Source organism: Devosia sp., assembly GCF_036406155.1.
Lineage (GTDB): Bacteria > Pseudomonadota > Alphaproteobacteria > Rhizobiales > Devosiaceae > Devosia_A.
Genome location: NZ_DASWVV010000193.1, coordinates 1 through 5,210, shown reverse-complemented (window position 1 = coordinate 5,210; position 5,210 = coordinate 1). Strand labels below are relative to the sequence as shown.

Sequence of the window (5,210 nt, the reverse complement as noted above, 5' to 3'; positions counted from 1 at the left end):
CGGCCGGCCCCGCCCGTCAGCGCGGCGGGCCGCCGTCGAGGGTGAAGCCCTGCCCCGGCTCGCGCCGCAGTGCGACCCGATATTCGTAGCGGTCCGCGCAGTAGAGGATTTCGGCGACATAGAACGAGCCGAGCCTTGCATCGACGAACACGCGGATCATGCGCATCAGCGGCGATCCAATGGGGATTTCCAGGTGCTGGGCGGCATATTCGTCGGCGAGCGTGGCCGTCAGCACCTGCTCGACCTGCTCGACATTGGCACCCGCCCGCTGGACCAGGTCGATCATGTCGGTCCGCGCCAGATCCTGCACGCCGATCTCGGCGCCGATTTCCGGCAGCAGATATGCCATCGACAGGGAATAGGGCCGGCCATGCAGGTCGCGGATGCGCACGGCGCGAACCACCTCGGTGTCGGGGGCGACACCCATCAGTGCAGCGATGCGCGGCGGCGCCTCACCGCGGTCGAGGCTGATGACCCGCAGCCGCGTGCTCTTGCCCACGGCGTTGAGATAGCTGAACAGCCCGTTGACGTTGGAGACGACCGGGCGATCGAGCCGGTTCTGCTGCGCCCTGTCGGTCACGAACGTGCCGCGCCCGCGTGCCCGCGTCACCAGGCCTTCGGCCGCGAGGATTTCCATCGCCTTGCGCACCGTGATGCGGCTCACGGCAAAGGTCTCGGCCAGTTCGGCCTCGCTGGGGACCGGGACATCGCCGGGATAATAGCCGTTGACGATGCGCTCGCGCATCACGGCATAGATGCGATGATAAAGCGGGGTCGGCGAGACAGCCTCGCTCATGCGGGCGACCTTTCAAATGCTCATTTCGGCTGACCGGCCCGACCGTTGTCGCTCTCATCGGGTGGTCCACCGCGATATGCCGTTCGCTTGCCAATTCCGTGATCAAGTGCTGCGGCAAATTATATGTTCGTATGTCGCCACAATTGTCGCAATCGTCAATGACCGATCATCTCATGTTTATGACTTTTTCGCCGCCATCATGCAGCGCGGGGCCGGCGCGGACTTGACCCGACACGAAACCTGCACCAAACGTCAGGGCACCCGAACGAGTCCGGGTGGTGGCCGAAGTCGCTCGGAATCCCGGCCGGACGGTGTCTCGAATCGGCGAGGCTCGCCGCCACGGGCACGCATTTCCCGGGCAACGGATCAAGATGGCGCAGCAGAACAATACGATAGCCGTAATCGGTTGCGGACTGATCGGGCAGAGCTGGGCGGCGCTGTTTGCCGGCTACGGCTTTGACGTCAGGGCCTGGGATCCGGCCGCGAACTGGCAGGCCGGCTTCGAGGCTTCCGTCGCGGCGGCGCTGGAGCAGGTACGGGTCCTGCGCCGGAGCGCGCACGCGGAGGGCAGGATCGTCACAACCGACAGCCTCGACGACGCCGTACGGGGCGCCTTCTGGATCCAGGAGAATGCGCCGGAGTCCGTGCCGCTCAAGATCGATCTCTACGCCCGGATCGAAGCCGGTGCCGAACCCGGCGCGATCCTCGCCAGCAGCACCTCATCATTGACCTGGTCGGAGCTGTCGCGGCAGCTGCGGCATCGCGACCGCTTCATCACCGCCCACCCGTTCAATCCGCCGCACCTCATGCCGCTCGTCGAAGTCTACGCCGCGGATGCCTCGGTGCGGGCCAAGGCGGAGGCCTTCTACAACGGCCTGCAGCGAAAGACCGTCATGCTGTCGCGGGACGCCGTGGGCCACATTGCCAACCGACTCGCCTCGGCGCTCTGGCGGGAAGCCGTCAACATCGTCGACCAGGGGATCGCCGATGTGAGCGCGGTCGATGCGGCTCTCGTGCACGGTCCGGGGCTGCGCTGGTCGGTCGTGGGGGCGCACATGGCCTACCATCTCGGCGGCGGCGCCGGGGGGATCGAACACTATCTCGAGCATCTGGGGCCGAGCCAGGAACGGCGCTGGGCCAGCCTCGGGAACCCGACATTGACCCCCGAGCTGTGCCGACGCATCGTCGACGGCGTCATGCAGGAGGCAGCCGGACGCTCCGTCGCGCAGCTGCAGGCCGAGCGCGACGCGGGCTTGCTGCGCGCCCTCGCCGCACGGCCCGGAGATGCGTCGTGACGGGACCCCGCATCGCCCTGATCCATGCGCTTGAAGAATCGGTGGCCCCGGCCCGCGCGGCGTTTGGAGACGTGTGGCCCGGAGCCTATTGCTTCGACCTGCTCGATACCTCGCTGGCCGCCGATCGGGCCCAGGCCGGACGCCTCGACGAGGCGATGACCCGAAGGTTCCGCGCCCTTGCCGGCTATGCGGAAGCGACCTCGGGTTGCGGCGGGTCCACCGCCGCCATCCTGTTCACCTGCTCGGCCTTCGGCCCGGCCATCGACGCGGCCAGGCTGACCACGCCGATTCCCGTGCTCCGCCCGAACGAAGCAGCGTTCGCCGAAGCGCTCGAACTCGGATCGCGCGTGCTCCTCGCCGTCACGTTCGGCCCCTCGCAGGACGCGTTGAAGGACGAACTGCAGGCGATGGCGCGCGCGGCGGGCAAGAGCATCGAGGTCGAAACGGTCCTGATCGACGGCGCCCTCGCCGCCTTGCAGGCGGGCGACGGGGAGCGGCACGACGCCCTCGCTGCCGAGTGCGTGGGCCGGCGCGCCGCCGGGGCCGATGTCATCATCCTCGGCCAGTTCTCCCTGGCGCGCGCACGGCCGCTCGTCGAGGCCCGGGTGGGGCCAATACAAGTGATCACGACGCCGCACAGCGCCGCCAGGGCGATCCGCAGGCTGGTCGGCGAAGCGGGGTCACCCCGGCGCACGCAGGGGCCGGCCGGGGGCGCATGACGGGCCTACAGCCCGCGCCGCGGCGCACCTGAGCCTCCGTTGTCCCGCGGCCGGCCGGCACGGCGCCAGCCTGCTGCTGGTGGCCGGCGTGGAGCAATGGATCGGCGACGGCGCGACTGCGCTTGTTCCGAAATTCGAAGACGTCCTGATCGGAAACTTTGGCGCACCCGGCGAGATTCGAACTCACGACCTCTGCCTTCGGAGGACATAGGCCGCGCGGGACACCGGGCCTTTTCGCTGGCTAACGGGCCAGAACAAGCCGGAAACATCGGGGTCAATCTGTACGGAAGCTGTACGGCAGGACAGCAACCGATCGGCTGGGAGGGCGACCGCGCTGCACGACGCCGGGAAACGGCTGGACGACGTCGTAGGGACAACTGGCGGAATAGTCTACTGCTGCGCCCGGTGCCGATGGCGCGAAATGAACCGCGCCCGGCGGCTAAAGGCCGAAGGGCAACGTGCCATTGAGGCACTCAAGGCAGTCGTGGCCAAACGCTTCCCGGAGGCTGAGTTCTGCGACGACCCGCAGGACGGCTACCGCTGGCCCCATCACGCCTACGTCGTGCAGGGTCCCCGCGGCGGCTTCCACTGGCAGCAGGTGGTGGTGGCCTTTGCCTTTCCGGGCATGAGGATCGGACCCGCGACCTTTGAGCTCCGCGCGGATCTAAATCACGACAGAGCAAACGCTGCCAACGTTTTTTTGTGGCCGTCCAGCTCCTCGAATATCGAGACCAGTTGGAGCACAGAAGGGCCGTCGCCGCCAGCGAGGAACCGGACGCAATGGGCACTGGTCCCATCCCTCCACGTGTGGTTGTGATAGACACCGCCGAAGGCCATCGAGAGGTCGATCTCACTTGTCACCGCGCGGGCGGGTGTTTTGCTGCGTAGCGGGCGGTGCCGGCGAGCCGCCTATGCCTCTTCATGGATTCCCCTTCCGCGAGCTTTGTCGGCCCGCAGCAAGTGCGGGCAGTTCGAGGATGGCCTGGTCGAAACCGGCCGCGTTTTCGACGTTGATGGAGTGCCCGCCTGCCACATCGGCAACGCGAAGGCGTGGAATCACCGAGGCTGCCATGGCGCGCAGTGGCTGAAACTTGCGTTCATAAGTGCCGTTGACCAAAAGCGTCGGCACGGCGATCTCTGCCAGCCTGTCAGCCAGCCCGAGATAGGGGAGCGTATGTTCCAGCATGTCCGCGACCCCGGCCGGATCGAGGGCGTCGGCATCGGCGCACAGAGCCTCGCGGACGTCATCGGGAAAGCGGCGCGCGTGGCGCGGATGCACCACTTCCCTGCGAAGGGCCTCCGCCCCGCCCCGCCGTATCCCATCGACGCGATCCCGCAGGGCGGCACGTGCACTGCCTGCGAGTTGCGGCTTCAGCGCGGCATTGGCGTTGGTGAAGGCCTGCGCAATGATGCGATCAGGACGGGCAAGCGCATAGCGCAGCGTGATGCCTGCCCCGAGACTCTGGCCGCAGATATACCACCTGTCAATCCCCAGCTGCTCGCGGAGCGCGTCGAGCGCGCCGGCGATATTGTCGGGGTGCAGGGCGGGCGCGGAGGCACCCGGCGAGCGCCCGTGCGCGGGAAGGTCGATCCGGATTAGCCGAAAGGCCCGTCCGAGCCGTTCGATGTTCGGCAGCCAGTGGTTGCGACTCGAAAGAAGGCCGTGGACAAGAAGCAGGGCCGGACGAGCCCCGTCGCCACTGTCCTCGAAGTACAGGGTAGGAATGGGCGCGTTCATGCCGAAAGCTCCGGATAGCCGCGGCAGGCAATCCCCCATGCCGCGCCGGCGGCGGGGATGTCACGACGTGCCGGACTGCGCCTGGATGCGGCTCCTGCGGAGGTCTTCAATTCGCCCCTTGCCTGGCCCCGCACCGCCGTGCTCCGTAGGAGACTGCGGTCAATTCCCTCGCAAAAGCTGCCGGCAGCACCTCTGCCGCCTCGTCCGGGAACGGGGTGGTGTTTGCCTTGATGCCCGGTCCTGGCGGCGAAAGCCCACCTCCGCATCCGGTAGTTCGTCCGGCCAGACGGGAAACACCGGGACTTTGCCGGCCTTATCCTCACGAGGAACTCCCGGACGGGGTGGGCCGTTCGCCGCGATGCGCTAGGCGAGCTTCGAACAGCGACAACGGCCAACAGATCAGGAAATAGAGAGCCGCCACTATGGCGTAGACGATCATCGGCTGGTACGTCGCGTTCGTGATGATCTGCCCCGACCGCGTCAATTCGGTGAGCCCGATAATGCCAGCGAGGGACGTCCCCTTGATCAGTTGAATAAGATAGCCGGTGGTCGCGGGCATTGTTATGCGCAGCGCCTGCGGCAGGATGACGTGCCGGATACGCGCCCAGTATTGCATGCCAAGCGCTGTCGCTGCCTCCGTCTGCCCGCGCGGCAAGGATTCG

The 5,210-nt window shown here is 67.2% G+C and carries 6 protein-coding genes; 3 read left to right on the top strand and 3 right to left on the bottom strand.

What is annotated here, in order from left to right:
• Positions 1–16 precede the first annotated feature (16 nt).
• Positions 17–796: a GntR family transcriptional regulator gene (locus tag VGD93_RS13065; RefSeq protein ID WP_395012594.1), complete on the bottom strand. Its 780-nt coding sequence runs from the start codon at positions 794–796 to the stop codon at positions 17–19.
• 371 nt (positions 797–1,167) lie between these two features.
• Between VGD93_RS13065 and VGD93_RS13060 the strand changes: the two genes are divergently transcribed.
• From VGD93_RS13060 to VGD93_RS13050, 3 genes are all read left to right on the top strand, one after another.
• The gene (locus tag VGD93_RS13060) at positions 1,168–2,091 is read left to right on the top strand and encodes a 3-hydroxyacyl-CoA dehydrogenase NAD-binding domain-containing protein (RefSeq protein ID WP_395012593.1); all 924 of its coding nucleotides are present in this window, start codon (positions 1,168–1,170) and stop codon (positions 2,089–2,091) included.
• The gene (locus VGD93_RS13055; RefSeq protein WP_395012592.1) at positions 2,088–2,810 is read left to right on the top strand and encodes an aspartate/glutamate racemase family protein; all 723 of its coding nucleotides are present in this window, start codon (positions 2,088–2,090) and stop codon (positions 2,808–2,810) included. Before VGD93_RS13060 ends, VGD93_RS13055 begins: the two co-directional genes overlap by 4 nt.
• A gap of 421 nt (positions 2,811–3,231) precedes the next feature.
• Positions 3,232–3,627: a hypothetical protein gene (locus tag VGD93_RS13050; protein WP_395012591.1), complete on the top strand. Its 396-nt coding sequence runs from the start codon at positions 3,232–3,234 to the stop codon at positions 3,625–3,627.
• A 102-nt stretch (positions 3,628–3,729) separates the two neighbouring features.
• Here VGD93_RS13050 and VGD93_RS13045 read toward each other — a convergent pair whose 3' ends face one another.
• Together VGD93_RS13045 and VGD93_RS13040 are read right to left on the bottom strand one after the other, a co-directional pair.
• Positions 3,730–4,548, bottom strand: a complete 819-nt coding sequence (locus VGD93_RS13045; RefSeq protein ID WP_395012590.1) for an alpha/beta fold hydrolase — start codon at positions 4,546–4,548, stop codon at positions 3,730–3,732.
• Between the two features lie 319 nt (positions 4,549–4,867).
• The coding region (locus VGD93_RS13040; protein ID WP_395012589.1) for an ABC transporter permease subunit at positions 4,868–5,210 on the bottom strand (343 nt) is incomplete at its 5' end.